The 17472-nt window shown below is 66.5% G+C and carries 15 protein-coding genes and 2 pseudogenes; 11 read left to right on the top strand and 6 right to left on the bottom strand.

Going from position 1 to position 17472, the window contains the following annotated elements; genetic code table 11:
- Window positions 1-347, top strand: a pseudogene (locus ACNA7R_RS14685) (DNA repair protein RadB); the annotation flags it as partial.
- A gap of 95 nt (window positions 348-442) precedes the next feature.
- Here ACNA7R_RS14685 and ACNA7R_RS14680 read toward each other — a convergent pair.
- The gene (locus ACNA7R_RS14680; RefSeq protein ID WP_416284300.1) at window positions 443-916 is read right to left on the bottom strand and encodes a hypothetical protein; all 474 of its coding nucleotides are present in this window, start codon (window positions 914-916) and stop codon (window positions 443-445) included.
- Between the two features lie 280 nt (window positions 917-1196).
- Here ACNA7R_RS14680 and ACNA7R_RS14675 point away from each other — a divergent pair, with 280 nt between their 5' ends.
- Window positions 1197-1886 (top strand): nucleotidyltransferase domain-containing protein, encoded by a 690-nt coding sequence (locus ACNA7R_RS14675; RefSeq protein WP_416284299.1) that lies wholly within the window; start codon window positions 1197-1199, stop codon window positions 1884-1886.
- A gap of 258 nt (window positions 1887-2144) precedes the next feature.
- Here the strand turns inward: ACNA7R_RS14675 and ACNA7R_RS14670 are convergent.
- A pseudogene (locus tag ACNA7R_RS14670) lies at window positions 2145-2535 on the bottom strand (zinc ribbon domain-containing protein); the annotation flags it as partial.
- 121 nt (window positions 2536-2656) lie between these two features.
- Window positions 2657-3814, bottom strand: a complete 1158-nt coding sequence (locus ACNA7R_RS14665; RefSeq protein WP_416284298.1) for a CBS domain-containing protein — start codon at window positions 3812-3814, stop codon at window positions 2657-2659.
- Between the two features lie 103 nt (window positions 3815-3917).
- Here ACNA7R_RS14665 and ACNA7R_RS14660 point away from each other — a divergent pair, with 103 nt between their 5' ends.
- The 3 genes from ACNA7R_RS14660 to ACNA7R_RS14650 all read left to right on the top strand — a co-directional run bounded on the left by ACNA7R_RS14660 (window position 3918) and on the right by ACNA7R_RS14650 (window position 5916).
- The gene (locus ACNA7R_RS14660; protein ID WP_416284297.1) at window positions 3918-4220 is read left to right on the top strand and encodes a lycopene cyclase domain-containing protein; all 303 of its coding nucleotides are present in this window, start codon (window positions 3918-3920) and stop codon (window positions 4218-4220) included.
- A 63-nt stretch (window positions 4221-4283) separates the two neighbouring features.
- Window positions 4284-5051, top strand: a complete 768-nt coding sequence (locus ACNA7R_RS14655; protein ID WP_416284296.1) for a CAP domain-containing protein — start codon at window positions 4284-4286, stop codon at window positions 5049-5051.
- A 49-nt stretch (window positions 5052-5100) separates the two neighbouring features.
- Window positions 5101-5916 (top strand): YihY/virulence factor BrkB family protein, encoded by an 816-nt coding sequence (locus ACNA7R_RS14650; RefSeq protein ID WP_416284295.1) that lies wholly within the window; start codon window positions 5101-5103, stop codon window positions 5914-5916.
- A 55-nt stretch (window positions 5917-5971) separates the two neighbouring features.
- On the opposite strand, the gene ACNA7R_RS14645 is transcribed toward ACNA7R_RS14650, so the two are convergent.
- From ACNA7R_RS14645 to ACNA7R_RS14635, 3 genes are all read right to left on the bottom strand, one after another.
- The gene (locus tag ACNA7R_RS14645; RefSeq protein WP_416284294.1) at window positions 5972-6880 is read right to left on the bottom strand and encodes an AEC family transporter; all 909 of its coding nucleotides are present in this window, start codon (window positions 6878-6880) and stop codon (window positions 5972-5974) included.
- A gap of 139 nt (window positions 6881-7019) precedes the next feature.
- Window positions 7020-8036 (bottom strand): sodium:proton exchanger, encoded by a 1017-nt coding sequence (locus ACNA7R_RS14640; RefSeq protein WP_416284293.1) that lies wholly within the window; start codon window positions 8034-8036, stop codon window positions 7020-7022.
- Window positions 8037-8128: 92 nt separating this feature from the next.
- A complete protein-coding gene (locus ACNA7R_RS14635; RefSeq protein ID WP_416284292.1) occupies window positions 8129-8773 on the bottom strand; it encodes a hypothetical protein in 645 nt (214 codons plus the stop codon).
- 206 nt (window positions 8774-8979) lie between these two features.
- Between ACNA7R_RS14635 and ACNA7R_RS14630 the strand changes: the two genes are divergently transcribed.
- The 6 genes from ACNA7R_RS14630 (at window position 8980) to ACNA7R_RS14605 (ending at window position 16689) form a co-directional block, all read left to right on the top strand.
- Window positions 8980-9570 carry a hypothetical protein gene (locus tag ACNA7R_RS14630; RefSeq protein WP_416284291.1) on the top strand — a complete coding sequence of 197 codons (591 nt, stop codon included), beginning with the start codon at window positions 8980-8982 and terminating at the stop codon, window positions 9568-9570.
- 98 nt (window positions 9571-9668) lie between these two features.
- Window positions 9669-10727 carry a DNA-methyltransferase gene (locus ACNA7R_RS14625; protein ID WP_416284290.1) on the top strand — a complete coding sequence of 353 codons (1059 nt, stop codon included), beginning with the start codon at window positions 9669-9671 and terminating at the stop codon, window positions 10725-10727.
- Window positions 10728-10817: 90 nt separating this feature from the next.
- Window positions 10818-11249, top strand: coding sequence for a universal stress protein (locus tag ACNA7R_RS14620; RefSeq protein ID WP_416284289.1), 432 nt, complete (start codon window positions 10818-10820; stop codon window positions 11247-11249).
- A gap of 64 nt (window positions 11250-11313) precedes the next feature.
- Window positions 11314-12981 carry a gamma-glutamyltransferase gene (ggt, locus tag ACNA7R_RS14615; protein ID WP_416284288.1) on the top strand — a complete coding sequence of 556 codons (1668 nt, stop codon included), beginning with the start codon at window positions 11314-11316 and terminating at the stop codon, window positions 12979-12981.
- 173 nt (window positions 12982-13154) lie between these two features.
- Window positions 13155-16292 carry a PAS domain S-box protein gene (locus ACNA7R_RS14610; RefSeq protein ID WP_416284287.1) on the top strand — a complete coding sequence of 1046 codons (3138 nt, stop codon included), beginning with the start codon at window positions 13155-13157 and terminating at the stop codon, window positions 16290-16292.
- A 97-nt stretch (window positions 16293-16389) separates the two neighbouring features.
- On the top strand, window positions 16390-16689 hold the full coding sequence (locus tag ACNA7R_RS14605; protein WP_416284286.1) for a HalOD1 output domain-containing protein: 300 nt from the start codon (window positions 16390-16392) through the stop codon (window positions 16687-16689).
- The last annotated feature ends 783 nt before the right edge of the window (window positions 16690-17472 follow it).

The following is a 17472-nucleotide window of genomic DNA, read 5'->3' as shown; positions in this document are numbered from 1 at the left end:
CGACGGGCTTCTACCGGCTCGAGCGCACCGCGGACGGCAACGAGGGCGACTCGCTGCGGGCCGTCGCCCGGCAGGTGACCCACCTGCTCTCGCTGGCGCGCAAACACGACCTGGCGGTCGTGCTCACGAACCAGGTCTTCTCGGATCCCGACACCGACCGAACCCGCCCGCTCGGGGGCAACACCTTAGAGCACTGGACCGGGACGGTCCTCCGGATCGAACGCTTCCGCGGCGGCAATCGGCGTGCGACGCTCGAGAAACACCGCTCGAAGGCCGTCGGCGACTCGGTCCAGTTCCGGATCACGGAGACGGGCCTCGAGGGCGGGGACGGCGACGCGCTTCGCTGAGCGCGACGGAAGGCCGCGAGCGGCTCCGCGCTCGTTCTCGAGGCGCCGCTCGAGCGAATATCGGTTTCGGAGCCCGAGAACCGGATCAGTCAGCGTCAGGCTTGGCTACGGCGGTACCCCGAGACGAGCACGCGCGAACTCCTGTAGAGGACGACAGCTCCGGCGCCCCCGACCAGGAGCCCGAGCACGACGATACCCCAGCCGAACCCGCCCAGCGCTGCCGACAGCCCCGCCCACGTAGCGGCCGCCAGCACGGCGAACGCGAACGCGGTGAACAGCGCGTACCGAACGAGCGCGACGCGGGGCGACCCCCGCCCGAGCGCCTCGAGGCCGCCCAACTGGACGGCGGCGGCCTCGACGGCGACCTGGAGCCCGATGGCTATCGATACCGCGACCACCAGGAACCCGGCGGCCGGGGAGAGCTGGTGGACGCCGGCGAGCTCGAGGACGCGGCCGACGAGGAAACTCAGCGCCGTCATCGAAGCCGCTATCGCCGGGATTCCGATCAGCACCGCGGCACCGAGATAGACCAGACTCGGAACCAGCATCGAACGTCGTTCGGCTGACATACGATGAGTCGTTCGTGTCACCGCAAAAGGGTGTCGGTCAGTGACGGAACCGAACAGTAGCACGGTTGCTATAGTAACAACTGAAACTATTTGCACACCGATCGCACAGCCATCGTGCGATTGAGTGCACACTGACTTTCAGTGGCTACTATAGTTGAGTGAAACTCGCGTTACGCACGGGGTGTCCGTGCCTCACCGACCGATTACCGGTTCGAAGAGCGTATCAGCAGTAGTGCTTGTGAGCGGAACACTTACCAGAGACTGAACCGTATTACAGTTCATGAATAGTAAAGGCGTTCAGCCATCGGGTGGATGTGAAGGAACATACGTTTGTCTTCCGATTCCGCTCGGTGACCGCGAGGCGTTCCGACATCGCGCAGCGACTGACATCCTCCACGTACTCGCTGATAATCCAGACACGACCTTCTCGAACCGTGAACTTCACCGACTGACGGAGAGAGGAATGTCGAACGTGAACGCCGCTGTTCTCTCTCTCGAAGCCCTCGGTATAATTCACGTTGATCGCGACGGCAGGTCAAATGCCGTACAGATCAACCCGGATCGATTCGTTCACAGCAATGATCCGATTACCACGGTTCCGCAATCCGAATTCCATGCCCCAGTGCGAACTGTTCGAAACCGGCTTATAGACCGTGTCGGTGATCATGCGGCGATCGTGTTGTTCGGGAGTGTCGCTCGCGGCGACGCCGACCGGGCAAGTGATATCGACGTATTCGTGGTCGTTGACGATGGCCGAATGGCGGCGCAACGAGCGGCTCACGACATTGAGGAACAGATCACGTCGGAGCGGTTCGATGGAGATCGATTCGAGCCGCATATCGTGGTTGAGACGCACGACTCAGCAGTAACGCACGACCGAATCCGTAACGTATTCGTGGAAGGGATCACGCTTCATGACGCCCCAGTTCTCGACGCGGTGAAACAGGAGGTGCTCGCGGATGGGACTTGACGACGTCGTTGACGCTGTCGAGCCGTCGAGTCGTTGTTAGCCGACGAGGAAGCAGGCCCCGTTCAAGACTCGTTGTCGTGGCAGCAAACGGATGCTGACGTACAACTGGGGAAAGCGTGTGCGATGCTCGGAACGTGCCGTCAGTTACGCAGCGGAACGGTTGACATCCTCCTCCGCCTGAAGACGGAGGAATCCCGAGTCAAGCGAATCGAAGATTCGCGTACATCGCGAACCTCCGGTTCGCTCAGCGTTGGGATATTAAGGTTTGCAGACTCCCCGTTCTCTCGGTGTGAACCGTCCCCTCTCGCGGTCGAACAGGAAGACTCCAGGCTGTGCCAACCAGCCGTTACTCATATCCCCCAATGGGGGGACTCTGAGTTATCTTTCTGCGAATGTTTACCGCACCGTTCATGTCTGCGTTCATCGTTGTTTCGCACGACGAACAGACGTACAACCCACGCTCCACGCGATTGCTGTCACGAATCTGCCCGCAACACGAACACGTCTTCGACGTGTTTTCCTCGTCTACACGGTCAACGAGGATGCCGTGTTCCTCGGCCTTGTATTCGAGCAGATTCGTGAAACGGTCGAACTCGCATCCATGCAATTTCTTGTTCCCAGACTGGCCCCAGTTCCGCGAGTCCGCGTCGGGACCGAATGACGAACTGTATTGCCAACTGCCGGAGCGCTCGTCGGTTGTAGCGAGAGATTCCGCTCACCGACAGTGGGAGTATCGAACAAATGTGATCGGAAACGGCGCGCTCGAGGACCTACAGCTCGTTGAGCTTCCGCAGCAGCTGGCCGCGGTACTCCTCGTCGCTGGTGACGCCCTTCAGCTCGAGGACGTTTCGCTCGAGCTTGTCGAGCGCGACCCGGAAGGCGTTCTCGGCGCCGTACCCCTCGCCGGTGCCGGCGACCTGGCTCTTGTTGGTTCGCAGGCGGATCTGACACTGCACGAGCGGGGTCCCGCGGAGTTTCTCCTTGTGTTCGGTGAACCGAACGTGGGCGTGCATCACCTGCATGTCGGCGTACTTGTCGGAGACGTCCTGGATGCTCTCGGTGATCCCCTCGCGGGTGATCGTATCGAGCATCGAGATGTTCGTGATCTGGACGTCCATGTGCTCCTCCTCGGTGAACGTGAGCGCGCGCAGCACGTCGGTCTTGGTGATGACGCCGATGACGACGCGGTCGTCGTCCTCGGGGGTGACCATCAGGCCCGCGTAGTCGTCGTCGAGCATGGTCTCGACGGCCTCCTTCGCGGTTTTACCGAGGGAGGTCGTCCGCACGGGGCTGTTCATGATGTCGTAGATCGGCACGTCGAGCATCCGGTCGGTGTCGCCGACGCGGTCGCCGACCGTCGTCTTGTTGTTCTCCCGGATGACGAAATCGGCGATATCGTGGGTCGTGACGACGCCCGTGAGGAAGCCGCTCTCGTTCAGAATAGGAAGCCGCGAGACGCCGTGTTCCCGCAGGTGGTTGATTGCCTTTCCGATCCCGTCTTGCTCCTGGAGCGTCACGGGGTCGGAGGTGTAGATATCCTCCACGGTCAGCGCGTCGAGGTTCTCGAGGACCGCCTCCAGAATGGCGTCGTCCGTGATGACGCCCCACAGCTCCTCGTTCTCGAAGACGGGCGCGACCTTCGAGTTGCTCTCGATGAGCATCCGGGCGGTCTCCCGGACGTCCTCCTGGCGGTCGATCTTCGGTGCCGGCGAGTTGCGGCTCGGTTTGATCAGCGCCGCGACCTTCGCGTCGTCCTCGACGTGGGACTGGAGGACCTCGCGCTCGCTGAGGACGCCCTCGTACTCCCCGTCGTTAGTGACGATGATCCCCTTCGGGTTGCCGTCCTCGAACGTCGAACGGACCTTGCCCATCCGCGTACCAACGTCGACTTCGATAAACTCCTTCGTCGCGATATCAGCGATATTCATCGTTCGGGTCGTCCTACTCACGCCGGCGTATTTAACGTACTGCACGGTGCTGCCGGCTGGGATCATGGTCACTACTTTTTGATACGGGGGCCGTAGACGGCGTATGGTACCCGATATCAGCGTTTTCGGACGGTACACGTATCTCGCGACCGAGCTGTTCTGGGGCGCGATCGCGTTCCTCCTGCTCCGGCGGGCGAACGCGCTCCGGCGGGCGGGCGCGACGATCCTCGCGCTGTACCCCGTCGCCTACGTCTGGGACCGCTACACCCTCGCCGTCGGCGTCTTCGACATCAAGCTTCGGACCGGGATCGACGTCGCCGGCATCCCGCTCGAGGAACACCTCTTCATGGCGGTCGTCCCGGGGCTCGTGATCGCCTTCCACGAGACGCTGTTCGGCTCGGAGTAGGGTCGCCCTACGGGGTGTGTGCAACCGCGAAGCTCTTGGTTCCCTACCACTTGGAGTGGAACGATGGGAGATCGCCGTTCCGCGAGTTCGACCGCGGAGCACGGAGAAACCGATCGAGGGTTGCTGCGCGGACTGATCAGGTTCGCCGTCGTCGCGGCGCTGCTCGGTGCGATCGTGCTGGCCGGCGCCGCCTACGGGCCGGCGCTCGTCGACGACCTCGAGGAGTTCGACGACGTCGACGAGATCGAGGTCGGGACCCAGCCCTCGCCAAGTTCGGAGCCGCCGCCGACGGGCGAGCGCGACCCCGAGACGACGGACCCGAACGATCCGAACGAGTCGAGCTACGAGACCGACGTCGAGCGGATCGCCTCGGACGACGTCGAGGACTTCGTCCACGCCGAGGTCAACGACCGGCGGGCCGAACACGATCTCGAGCCGATCGAGTGGGACGGCACCGTCGCCTCGGTCTCGCGGGCCCACAGCGGGGATATGGCCGAGCGGGAGTACTTCTCGCACACGAACCCCGACGGCGAGCAGCCCTATGATCGGTTCAGCGACGTCGAGGACTACTGCCAGGGGTACGGCGAGAATATCGCGATGACCTGGGTCGACAGACCGGTCGAACAGTCGGGCGGCGACGGTACCGTCGAACACCGGACCGCGGAGGGACTCGCCGAGGGACTGGTCAACCAGTGGATGAACTCAACCGACCACCGCGAGGCGATCTTGGAGGAGAACGTCTCCTACGGCTGGGACCGCGGCGGCGTCGGCGTCTACGTCGCCGACGACGGCCAGGTGTTCGCGACCCACAACTTCTGTCACGAGTGGTAACACCCGCGGCAGGTCCCACACTCTTGGCACAGCCGTCCGTAGGACAGGTATGGATACGACGCGGCTCTCGACGGTCCTGCTCTCGATCTATCGCACCGCACAGGATCGAGAGATCACCTTTCTCGCGGCCGGCTTCGCCTACTACGCGTTCGTCTCGCTGATTCCGATGGTGCTGCTCGCCCTCGTCGTCGGCTCGCTGTTCGGCGGCGAGGACGCCGCCGAGCGGCTGGTGGTGGTCACCGGTGACCTCCTCCCGCCGGCCGGCGAGGACCTTGTCGCGGAGGCGCTGGCAACCGAATCGGGGCGCAGCCAGGCGACGGTCGTCGCGCTCGCGATCGCCTCCTGGGGCGCCCTCAAGGTCTTTCGCGGCCTCAGCCGGGCGTTCGACATGGTCTACGACGAGGTCGCCGACGACACGTTCCTCGACGAGGTGCGGGACGGGTTCACGGTGATCCTGGCCGGGACCGGGGCGATCGTGCTGATGCTCGTCATCGGGGCGATGCTGGGGATCGCCGCGGACGTGATCCCGCTGGCCGGCCTCGCGAGCTGGATCACGCTGGTGGTCGGGCTGTTTCTCGTCTTCCTGCCGATCTACTACGTCCTGCCCCCGATCTCGGTTACGGTTCGGGAGATCCTGCCCGGGACGGTCGTCGCCGCCATCGGCTGGACGATCCTGCAGGTCGGGTTCCAGCTCTACGCCGCCAACGCCGCCCAGTACGCGGCCTACGGCGCGGTCGGCGCGGTCATCCTCTTCGTCACCTGGCTCTACTTCGCCGGGATCCTGATCCTCCTCGGGGCGGTGGTGAACGTCGTCCTCTCGAGTCCGGACCTGGCCGAGGAAGGGAAGGTACCGGATCCACTCTGAAGGCGGATCAGCCCGAGTCCGCCGGACAAAGGCGAAACGTTCTCGAGGACGCGTGTTACCCGACCAGCGTGATGAGCACGAACAGGGTGGCGACGGAGGCGACCGTTGTCACGAAGACGTTCAGCGAGGCGAACTCGGCGTCGCCGCCGAGTTCGTTCGCGTAGACGTACGTCGACACCGCGGTCGGCATCCCGAGCATCACGACGCCCGCGGTGAAGGTGGCGCCGTCGACGGCGAGCAGCGAGAACACCGCCCACGCGAGCAGCGGCATACAGCACAGCTTCAGCGCGACGACCGAGCCGACCGCCTCGAGGTCGACGGCGCCGGTGTCAATCTGCAGGGCGGCCCCGACACACAGCAGCGCCAGCGGGAGCGCGAGCGAGCCGAGGGCGTCGAGGCTGACGACGACACCCCCCGGAAACGTTACGCCGACCGAACCCACAGCGAGGCCGGCGACCAGCGCGAGCAACACGGGGTTCGTCGCGAGGGTCCGGAGTTCGCGACCGATCGCAGCCTCGGCCGCCCCGAACGCGCTCAACACGACGATCGTCAGCGGAAGCTGGACGAGGGTGACGAATCCCAAAATTACGCTCGCGATAGCGGTGACCTGGGCGTCGAACGTCGCGGCGACGAGCGGGACGCCGAGGTAGCCGAGGTTCGAGTGGTACGACTGGATGATCGCGACGCTTTGCCGGTCGGTCGAGAGGCGGTTCCGGGAGGCGACCCAGGCGATGGCACCGGTCGCGAAGAGCACGACGAGCGAGCCCACGAACAGCTCCGCCGAGAGCAGATCGCCGATCGACTGGTCGTAGGTCGCGACGAACACCAGCGCCGGGAGGGCGACGTAGTAGGCGGTCGCGTTGAGGCGGGCGGTTCTGGTGGCGTTCAACGTGCCCGAGGACCGAAGTCCGGTCCCGACCAGCAACACCGCGAGCATCGCCAGCAGCCGACCGAGAACCTCCATACGCGCTCGAGTCGATCCCGACTTTTCTACCGTTCGGTCCCGGTTCGGGTCGGTCCGTCGTACGGTCCGTTGTCGTTCGGTACCGGTGATCGCTGTCCCCGCCCGACCGATCACCGGGAAACCGCTCCACCGATCCGTATCAGCTCGTTCGGAGGAACTGGTCCTCGTACGCCGGCTCGTCCGCCCGGAGGTGACACAGTGCGAGCGACCGCGGCGGCAGGGCCGCGAACCGCTCGGCGACCGTCGAGAGTTCGGCGTCCCAGCCGATCTCGTCCTCCCGGACCGCGAGCGTCACCAGCAGGTCCGCGGGATCGGCGCGTGCCTCGAGGGTCGATCCAAGCTCGTCCCACGAGCCGACCGACCGGAACTCGGCGAGGACGTCGATCTCGACGAGATCGAACAGGGTCCGGTAGTGGTCGACGTTCCGCTCGAAGACGTAGACCGTGATCGGGAGCTCGAGCTGCGCCGCCAGCTGTTTGACGTTGTAGACGGCCTCGTAGAACCCCTCGTGGTGGTCGATATGCTGGGGTAGAACCAGCCGAAGCCGAGCGAGTTCCGAGGGCGGGTGGGAGAGCCGAAACTGATACACCGGGAGCGGCGTCCGCGCGACAGCTTTCTCGCCCGCCCCTCGGTCGGTCGTCCCGTCGGCCTCGAGGTCCCACTCGGTCACCAGCAGATCGGTGTTCGACTCCGGCGCGGCTCGCACGACCGCGGCGGTGACGTCGTCGGTCTCGACGGTTTCGGTCAGGATCGCGGTGTTCGTCGCGATACCGCGCTCGGCGATCCGGTCATCGATCGGCGGTCGGTCGCGGTCGTCGTCGGTCTCGCCGTCGATCGACAGGAGGCGGAGTGGCTCGTCCCCGTACCGGTGTTTGAGCGCGCACGCAACGGTCGCGAGCCGGAGGGTGTGTTCGTCGCCAGCAGCCACGGGAAGGAGTATCTGCGGATCGATCGTCCGGCGGTCGCTCTCGTCGGCCCGGTCGAGGAAGGGGAGCCGGGCCGAGCCGCTGTCGGCATCGGAGGCGGTCGACGATTCCGCCGCTGCCCCGTTCTCGCGGCCGCGCCGTCGGGACAGCAGCCAGTAGCCGGAGAGAGAAGCGAGGACGACTCCGGCCGTGACGACTCCGACGACGGTGGACGGTGCTGTCTCTATCATCCGTTTCGATCCGAGAGGCGACGGGCAAGGTCGCCCGTCCCGGAGCGTGTCTCACTCGAGACTGGACCCTCGCGGCGAATAAGCGTATCTACTTAGGACTCGAGCAGGCGCTGGAACCGTCGCTGGTGTGCGAACGCCGCGAGGACGCCGAACCCGAGTACACCGAGCTGGAGGGGCTCGATCCGAACGACGACCGTCGTGATCCCGAGCGAGAGCGGCGGCGTGGTGAGCGTCCAGTCGGGAACCCAGGCCGCCCAGAGCAGGAGTCCCGCGCCGAGGGCCAGCAGGAGGCCCGGAACGACCGCGGCCAGTCGATCGGCGTCGGCCGACCGGGACCGACACGCCGCCTGCTCGAGGGCGAACTGCGCGGAGAGGGCCGCGCCCAGAAGCCCCGTCGCGACGATCGGTCCCGGCGGCGAGTCGACGGCTTCGGCGAGCAACAGCCAGCAGATCCAGGCGGCGGCGACCGCGAGCGAGAGCCCTACCCACCGCGGCCCGCGGCGAAGTCGCCGGCCCTCGACGACCGCGGCGACGATCCGGGTTCGCAGCAGCGCTCCGCCGACCAGGACGGCGGCCCCCAGCAGCGCCGTCGTCGTCGTCCGCGAGCCGACCGCGAGGACGAACCAGACGCCGACCGAGACGGTCTCGACCGCACCTGCCGAGAGGGCGGCGGTCGCGCCGAGGACGTGCTGGCGTCTCGTCCGCCCGAGGACGCCTGGCTGTCGGAGCACGCTCATACCCCTTCGTTCGGGGCCATCCGTTTCGTTATGCGATCGTTATGTTCGGTTTCGACGGACTTCGTCCGCCCCCACACACCGGGCCGAAGATGTTCGCGAACCTCCGAAACCCCCGGCGAATTCTTCCCCTTGTGGTCAGTTACTCACCGACACGATAGGTCGGTTCGTTGGATAAACCTATGTATCGCGATGTAGTTGACCGGTGTATGGAAGAGACCGAATCTGATAGGACGCTGTCGGAACTCGTCGTCAAGGAACTGGTCGAGCAGGGACTCGACTCCTCGATGCGAGACTCGATCCTCGAGGCCGTCGAGGAGTCCGAGGGCGACACCGGCGGCTCGCGCAACCTGCCGATCGCGGGTGCGCTGGTCGGCGTCGGCGCCGCGATCGGCTACCTCGCGGGCCGGGAGTCGACCGACTTCGAGGACGTCTCCCTCGACGACGTCGAGGAACCCGAGATCATCGACGACGTAACCGGCGGCGACGAGGACGAGGACGCCGAGAGCGAGTCGGCGGAAGCCGACTCCGAATCGGTCGAGGCCGAAGCCGAAACCGACGCCGAGGCCGAGGACGGCGGCTCGTCGGGCGTGCTCGGTCGGCTGCTGCTGGCGGCCGGCCTGCTCGTCGGCCTCGCCGTCCTGCGCCGTCGCTTCGGCGGCGAGGCCGACGAGGAGTGGGAGCCGATCGAGGAGTTCGAGCCGGCGACCGAGATCGACGCCGACGAGGACGACGACCTCGAGGGCGTCGACGAGGACGAGGAGCTCGAGGCCGAGACCGGCGACGACTCCGAGGAGTAACGCCGACGCCGCTTCTTCGCAGTTCTCCGTTTTTCCGCGAGATGCGCCGCCGGCTCCGACGAAGGAGCTAAGGGGGCGACGCCGACACACTCCACTCGATGGAGACGACTCACCGCGTCGTCGTCGGCGACGCTCGCGAGCTCTCGGCAGTCGACGACGACTCCGTCGAACTCGTCGTCACCTCTCCGCCGTACCCGATGATCGAGATGTGGGACGACCTGTTCGCGGAACTCGACCCCGCCGTCGACGACGCCCTCGAGTCCGGCGACGGGCGAGCGGCGTTCGACGCGATGCACGCCCAGCTCGAGCCCGTCTGGGACGAACTCGAGCGCGTCCTCGTCGACGGCGGCATCGCCTGTATCAACGTCGGGGACGCGACCCGCACGGTCGACGGCAGTTTCCGCGTCTACCCCAACCACGCCCGCGTGCTCGAGGCGTTCGAGTCCCGCGGGTTCGACCCGCTGCCGGACGTGCTCTGGCGCAAGCCGGCCAACAGCGCGGCCAAGTTCATGGGTAGCGGGATGATTCCGCCCAACGCCTACGTCACCCTCGAACACGAGTACGTGCTGGTCTTCCGCAAGGGCGGCGACAGCCGTTCGTTCGAGCCCGGCGCCGACCGACGCTACGAGGCCGCCTACTTCTGGGAGGAGCGCAACCGCTGGTTTACCGACATCTGGACCGAGGTCCGCGGCGAGCTCCAGGCTCTCGAGGACGGCCACGAGGAGCTCCGGGAGCGCTCCGCGGCCTACCCCCTCGAGATCCCCTACCGGCTGATCTGTATGTACTCGACCTACGGCGACACCGTCCTCGATCCGTTCTGGGGGACCGGAACGACCTCGCTGGCGGCGCTGTGTGCCGGCCGGAGCTCGATCGGTTACGAACTCGAGGACGCCTTCCGGGAGGTCTTCGCGGACCGGATCGAGGCCGCGCCGGAGCTGTCGCGGACGATCGGGCGGCGACGGCTCGAGCGCCACCGCGAGTTCGTCGAGCGGCGTCGGGCCGAGGGCGAGGAGCCGTCCTACGACGCCGTCCACTACGAGACGCCCGTGATGACGAAGATGGAACGGGAGATCCGCTTCCGGGAGGTCAGCGGGATCGAACCCCTCGAGTCGGCCGACGGCTACCGGGCCGCCCACGAGCCGCTCGTGATCGAGTAGCTACGCGTCGGGCGAGATCCGCGGGGCGTCCCCGAGGTGCTTTCAGGTGGAGGGGCGGCGGTCTTGTCCCTGCGTGGCGAAACTCGAGCTATGAGCCGTCACGTTCTCGTCGCGATCGACGACTCCGAGGCCTCGAGAGCGGCCTTCGAGTACGCCCTCGAGGAGTATCCGAACGCGACGATCACCGCGCTCCACGTCTTCGACTCGACCCATCCCCACGTTTACGCCGACGCCACCGGCGGCTCGGCCGACCGGTACGAGGAGTACGAGCGGGCCAACCGCGAACGCGGCAGCGAGTTGCTCGCGGACGCGACGGAGTGTGCGGCCGAGCGGGGCCAAGGGGTGCGGACCGCCCTCGAGGACGGAAGACCGACGTCGGCGATCCTCGAGTACGCCGCCGACCGCGACGTCGATCACCTCGTCCTCGGCTCCCACGACCGCTCGGTCTCGAGTCGCGTCTCCTTCGGAACCGTCTGCCAGCGCGTCGCGAAACGCGCGTCCGTTCCCGTAACGGTCGTCTAACATCGCGGAGCGAGTCGCCGCCGATCCCGCCAGGATTTTTATCACAGTCCTCCTCTCCATGCGTATGGACGACACGGTGGATCCGGACCGATTCGACTCGAGACGCTCGACGGCCTACGCCAACCGCGGGATGGTCGCGACCAGCCAGCCCCTCGCGGCGGAGGCCGGCGTATCGATCCTGCGGGAGGGGGGCAACGCCTTCGACGCCGCGGTCGCGACCGCGGCCGCGCTCAACGTCGTCGAGCCGACCTCGACGGGGCTGGGCGGCGACGTCTTCGCGCTGTACCGCACGGCCGACGGCGAGGTCGGCGCGATGCGCTCCTGTGGCCCCGCGCCCGCCGACGCGACGATCGAGAACGTGCGAGGCGCCCTCGAGGAGGCCGACGATATCTCGGGGTACTACCCCGAGTCGCGAGGGTACGCCGTCGACGGCGATTCCGATGGAGCGGACCTCGAGATGCCGTTTCTTGGCCCCCACGCCGTGACGGTTCCCGGGACGGCCCGGGGCTGGGAGGCTACCGTCGAGGAACTCGGAACGCTGTCGCTCGCGGAGGCGCTCGAGCCCGCGATCGGCTACGCGACCGAGGGCTACCCGGTCTCGCCGATCATCGCCGGCCACTGGGCGGGCGCCGAGGAGCTCTTCACCGACGAGCACGCTCGCGAGGCGTTCCTCTTCGACGGCGAGGCGCCCGACGTCGGGCAGACGGTTACGCTGCCGCGGCTGGGCGACTCCTTGCAGCAGATCGCCGACGAGGGTGCGGACGCCTTCTACGAGGGCGAAATCGCCGACGCGATCGTCGAGGAGATCCAGTCGGCGGGCGGCTTTATGACCCGCGAGGATCTCGCCGAGTTCTCGCCCGAGTTCGTCGAGCCCGTCAGCACGACCTACAACGGGGTCGAGGTGTACGAACTCCCGCCGAACAACCAGGGGCTGGTCGCGCTCGAGGCGCTCAACATCGCCGAGGAGATCGGCGCGGGCGAGCACGACTACGATTCCCCCGAGCGCGTCCACGCCTTCGCGGAGGCGATGAAGCTCGCATTCGTCGACGGCCACCACTATATCACGGACCCCGAGTTCGAGGAGGCCCCGCCGCTGGCCGCCAAGGAGTACGCCCGCGAGCGGGCCGCGGCGATCGGCGACGCGCCGATCCAGGATCCCGAAGTCGGCGTGCCGACGAAGGCGGCCGAGGACGCAGACACCGTCCTGCTCACCGTCGGCGACGAGGAGGGGAACCTCGTCTCCTACATCAACTCCCGCTTCGCTGGCTTCGGCAGCGGGCTGGTCGCGGGCGACACCGGGATCGCCCTCCAGAACCGCGGGGCATCGTTCTCGCTGGATCCCGACCATCCCAACAGCCTCGAGCCTGGCAAGCGCCCGTTCCACACGCTGGTTCCGGCGATCGCCAAACTCGACGAGGACGACTGGCTCGCCTTCGGCGTCATGGGCGGCTACATGCAGCCCCAGGGCCACGTCCAGGTGCTTTCGAATCTCGTCGACTACGGGATGGACCTCCAGGAGGCCCTCGACCGGCCGCGCTGGCGCTACCGCGAGGACGGCAGTCTGGGGATCGAGGAGCGACTGCCTAACGCCGCAAAGCTCGCCCGCAAGGGCCACGACGTCGGCGTCCTCCCGCCCGTGATGTTCGGCGGCGCACAGGCCGTCCGTCGCCGGGGCGAGACGCTCTCGGGTGCGACCGAGCCGCGAAAGGACGGCACGCCGATCGGCTACTGATACGGATTGCTGTACCGATTTACCGGCGCAACCGCCACCCGTGCGGCGGTTGCGCCGGTAATGACTTACAGTAAACCGTATGACCCGTCTCCGCCCGCTCCGCGAACGATCCCGCCGCCCTCTCTCGGTTGAACCGTCGCGACGTTTTTACCCGCACCGACCCCAGCGAGAGTATGGATTCCGGACTCGAGGTCGCCGGGGCGAGACCGGTTCGCGTGCTCGTCGTCGGCACCGACCCCTGGCTCGAGACCGTGGCGACCGTCCTCGAGGATCGGGACGGGTTTCGGACGATAACCGGGAGCGGATCCGCGGTCGCGTCCGAGCGGGCCGACGCCGTCGACTGCGTTCTGACGAACGATCGCGCCGCCGTCCGGGAGAGCGACGGCCGACACCCCGTCGTCTACGTCGCCGACGACCTCCTCGAGGCCGACGTCGAGGGGCTGCTCGCTGACGGCGCGACCGACGTCGTCGACGCGCGAACGAGCGAGCGGCCGGCCCTGCTCGAGCGACGGCTCCGACTGGCGACCGCGGACTCGCCGGACCAGGTGCCGATCGACGACGAGGAGGCGTGGCACCGATCGTTGCTCGAGTGCTCGTCCGATCTGGTGCTCGTCTTCGACCGATCGGGCCGGCTCGCGTACGCTAGCCCCGGACTCGAACGCGTCTCCGGACTCGAGGCGTCCGAGTTCGGGAGCGACCGACTGTTCGAGGGGATCCACCCCGAGGACAGGGCGACCGTCGCCGACTCCCTCGACGCGGCCCGGACCGATCCGCCGGGAGAGACGCGAACCGTCACTTACCGCTATCGCGCCGAGGACGGCTGGCGCGTTCACGAGGCAGTCCTCACGAACCTCCTCGAGGATCCCGCCGTCGGCGGCGTGGTGGCGTCGATACGGGACGTAAGCCGATCTCACCGCGTCGAACGGGAGCTGTCCGAATCGTTCGAACGGGTCAGCGACGCCTTCTACGCGCTCGATACGGACTGGCGATTCACCTACGTCAACGGTCGGGCCGAGGAGCTGCTGGGTCGACCGCGATCGGAGCTGCTGGGCGCCGACGTCCGGGAGCTGTTCCCCCACGGATTCCGCTCGGAGCTGTTCGATCGGTTCGCCGACGCGATGGAGCGCCAGGAGCAGGTGTCGTGGGAACGGTACTCCGAGTCGCTCGAGATCTGGATGGAGATCCACGCCTACCCCTCCGAAACCGGGCTCTCGGTATACTTCCGGGATATCACCGACCGCATCGAGCGGGAGCAGGAACTGGCCGAGCGGACCGAACGGCTGCGAATGGTCGTCGAGAACGCGCCGGTCATTCACTACGTCATCGACGCCGAGGGGACGGTCACGCTCTCGGAAGGGCGAGGCCTCGAGAACATCGGGTTCGAGGCGACCGACGCCGTCGGCGAGTCGTTCTTCGACCTTTTCGAGGCGTACCCCGCGATCCGCGCCGACGCGCGCGCGGCCCTCGAGGGCGAGTCCGTCCACGGCCAGCGTCGGATCCTCGATCGGGTCTTCGAGTCGTGGTACCGGCCGGTCGTCGAGGATGGCGAGGTCACGCGGGTGATCGGTGTCGCGATCGACGTGACCGAACGCGTTCAGTATCAGGAGGCGCTGAGCGCCCTCCACGAGGCGACCAGCCACCTGCTTACGGTCGACTCGAAGGACGACGCCTGCGAGTACATCGTCGCCGTCGCCGACGACGTGCTCGATCTCGACAGCATCGTCTTCCGGTTCGACGAGCAACGCAACGAGCTCGCGCCGGCCGCGTACTCGAGCGACCTCGAGCGAGCGATCGGTACGCCACCGCGCTTCCAGCCCGGCGATGGGATCACGTGGGAGACGTTCGTTACGGGTACCCCGTCGGTCTTCGAGGACGTCCGGGAGTCGGATCTGGTCTACGACGCGTCGACGAACGTCAGGAGCGGCCTCTACATCCCCCTCGGCGAGCACGGCGTCTTCGCCGCGGTGTCGACCGCTCCCGATCAGTACGACGAGAACACCGTCGAGCTGGTGAAGCTGTTTGCGACGACGGCGAAGGCGGCGCTCGACCGGATCGGTCGCACCCGTCGGCTCCACGACAGCGAACGGGAGCTAAAGCGTCAGAACCGTCACCTCGAGCGGGTGAACGCCTCGAAACAGATCCGGCAGGATATCGAGGAACACCTGCTGCGGGCCGACTCGCGCGAGGCCATCGAGCGGGGCGTCTGTACCAGACTCGCCGAAACCGAGAGCTGCTCGTTCGCCTGGATCGGGGAGCCGGATCCGAGCGGTAGCCGGATCCGACCGCGGAGCCACGCCGGGCTCGAGCGGGGCTACCTCGAGGCGGTCACGGCGACCGCCGTCGACGACTCCGCCGCGGAGCCGGCCGGCCGAGCGGCTCGAACCCACCGTCCGGTCGCCGTCGACAACATCGCCGACAGCGTGGGCGACGGGACGTGGCGAACCGACGCGCTCTCGAGGAGCTTTCAGTCGGTGCTTTCGGTGCCGCTCGTCTACGACGGGCACCTCTACGGCGTGCTCTCGGCGTACGGCGACGACCCGAACGCCTTCGACGATCCGTTCGAGTCGATGCTCACGGATCTCGGCGAGACCATCGGGTACACGATCGACGCCGTCAAGCGAAAGAACGCGCTGCTCGAGGACGGCGTCACCGAGATCGAACTCGAACTAGGGTCGGAGTCGCCGCTGTGTCGGTTCGCCGACCGACTCGATCGCCGGCTCGCCTTCGAGGGGGCGACGCTGCAGGACGACGACACCGCGCTCGCGTTCGTCTCCCTCGAGCCCCCGGTCGACGGCGACGGCATCGACGCGACCGTCGACGGGATCGCCGATCCCACCGTACTCGCGTCGTCCGATCGGGGAACCCTCGTCCAGCTCCGGGTAACGGGGCCGTTTCTCGGTCGGATCGTCGCCGACCACGGCGCCACGCTGCGGGAACTCGTCAGCGACGACTCGGACCACCGGGCGGTCGTCGACCTCCCGACGGGTCTCGAGCTTCGAACGGTACTGGCCGATATCAACCGTCGCGGCCTCTCGGCGTCGATGGTCGCCCGCCGGGAGCGGTCGTCCGGAGACGGCGCGTCGCTCGGGGGACCGGCACGGAAGGCGATACTCGACCAGCTCACCCCTCGACAGCAGGAGGTCGTCCGAACGGCGTACCACAGCGGCTTCTTCGAGTGGCCCCGACGGACGACGGGCGAGGCCGTCGCCGACTCGCTTTCGATCTCGCCGCCGGCGTTTCACAAGCACGTCCGATCCGTCGAGCGAAAGCTCCTCGCGACGCTGTTCGAGGGTGCGACGATCGGTGGTTAATCAGTTAACCCCCTCGATCGCCCGGCGTTACACGGTTAACGAGCAGACTCTTTGCTCCCAGTCGAGAAGAGTCGCCGACGACTCACAGTGGGGTACCATGACTGAAACGACACCGCAACCGCTCTCCGCATCGACGAACGACTGTTACGTCGTCCAGTACGACCGACTCGACACCAACCCGCTCAGCGTCACGATCGCGGAGGCGGTCGCGACCTACCGCGGGACCGACGCGATCGACCTCGAACCGCTGCACTACGCCGTCAACGCCGACGCGCTCGAGCGACTGTTCGAGCCGCGAGCCGACGGCCTCCGAACCGGCGGCTCGGTAACCTTCGAGTACAGCGACTGTTTGATCACCGTTACGGCCGACGGCGAGATCCGCGTTACGACGGCGTAGGCACACAGTTCCTGGCTCCTCGGGTACGGACGGCACCGCGTACTATGGTGTATAAACACATTATATTGTAATTATTCGGCCCCCGGAAGAGATATACGTGCTCGATCGGAAGGGCCGATACCATGTCAGAACACACCACCCAGACCATGAAAGACGTCAACCACACGCCGCCCGCCGGCGAGTCCGTGACGAACGTCTGGAGCCGCGGCCGAGACGACGAGTAGCCGGTTCCTTCTCGCGGTCGCCCTCAGCCATCTCGAGTGGCGACACCCTCGAGTTGTCCTCTCGAGCGGAGCGAGCGCTCTCCCGAGGGGTTCGGAAGTAAACAGGAGGGTCGGAACGAGCGTCACCTTACACGCCGTGCAGCCCCGACCAGGTGGACGGTTCCGCCGGTTCGGTATCTGCTTTGTGGTTCGGGATCGCTCGAGATAGCCTGCTCGGAACGGCGTCGTCGAACACCAGCTCGAGGCTGTCAGCGCGCTCGAGTTCGTTGGGTGGTATCTCTTTCTCCACCTAACGGCTTCTCGAGGTCGATAACGGGCGATGAACGAGTCTATCGGGTGAACCGCTTGAAAGTTCCGTGGAATTTCGGCAGTCTCCTTCGCAATCATCAGTCGGATTCGATGATGTGCTCGAGATCCTCTTCTAGAATTTCTTCTCCACAGTGTGGACAGCGATCGATCTTCCCGCGAGCAGCCTCAATAAAGCCGGAAGCAAGGATCGATGCGGGCAACGCGAACAGACCGATACCGGTAACTGCGATTACTGCACCCAGTGCTTGAC

This window comes from Natronococcus sp. (genome assembly GCF_047921035.1).
Classification (GTDB): domain Archaea; phylum Halobacteriota; class Halobacteria; order Halobacteriales; family Natrialbaceae; genus Natronococcus.
Note: the sequence above shows the minus strand (reverse complement) of the source record. Positions and strands in the feature narration are given on the sequence as shown.